Source organism: Kitasatospora sp. NRRL B-11411, from assembly GCF_000721345.1.
Lineage (GTDB): Bacteria > Actinomycetota > Actinomycetes > Streptomycetales > Streptomycetaceae > Kitasatospora > Kitasatospora cineracea.
Window position 1 is genome coordinate 1 of sequence record NZ_JOGH01000301.1, and the last position, 659, is coordinate 659.

Genomic DNA, 659 nt, shown 5'->3' on the forward strand with positions numbered 1-659 from the left:
TTCGGTGACGTGAACGCGCAGGCGGGTGCGTTGTCGGGTGCGGTGACGAAGGTGTCGGCGGTGTCGGTGGGTGGTGACCTGCACGTGCTGGCGGTGGCGGGTGGGAAGTTGTTCCACACCGCTCGGTTGGCGGACGGGACGTGGATGCCGTTCGCGGACGTGAGCACGGGTGCGGGTGCGCTGGGTGGTGCGGTGACCAGCGCGGCTGCGGCTTCGGTGGGGGGTCAGTTGCAGGTGGCCGCGGTGGTGGACGGTCGGGTGGTGCACAGCATCCGCGACGTGTCGGGGAACTGGAGTGCGTGGGGTGATGTCTACACGGTGGCGGGGAACGTGGGTGTGGCCAGTGATGTGGCGATGGCCGGCACGGGTACGGACATGCAGATCGTGGTGACGGCCGCGAACGGCGGCAAGCAGTACCACGGTGCCCGGCTGGCGAACGGCAGTTGGATGGCGCTCACCGACCTGTCGAGCTCGATCGGTTCGTTCACGGCGACGGGTGTGAGCGCGGCGTCGGTGGACAGTGAGCTGCAGCTGACCTTCGTGACCAACGACAACCGGATCCTGCACACCATCCGCCACACCAGCGGTTCCTGGCAGACCGCCGGCGCCATCCCGCTGACCGGCGTCTACGGCAACCACTACGCCGCCAGCATCACCGG

General features: G+C 68.6%; 1 protein-coding gene. It reads left to right on the forward strand.

From position 1 onward, the window contains the following. Positions 1–659: hypothetical protein (locus IH44_RS42190; protein WP_035958645.1), on the forward strand; the 659-nt coding region annotated here is incomplete at both ends.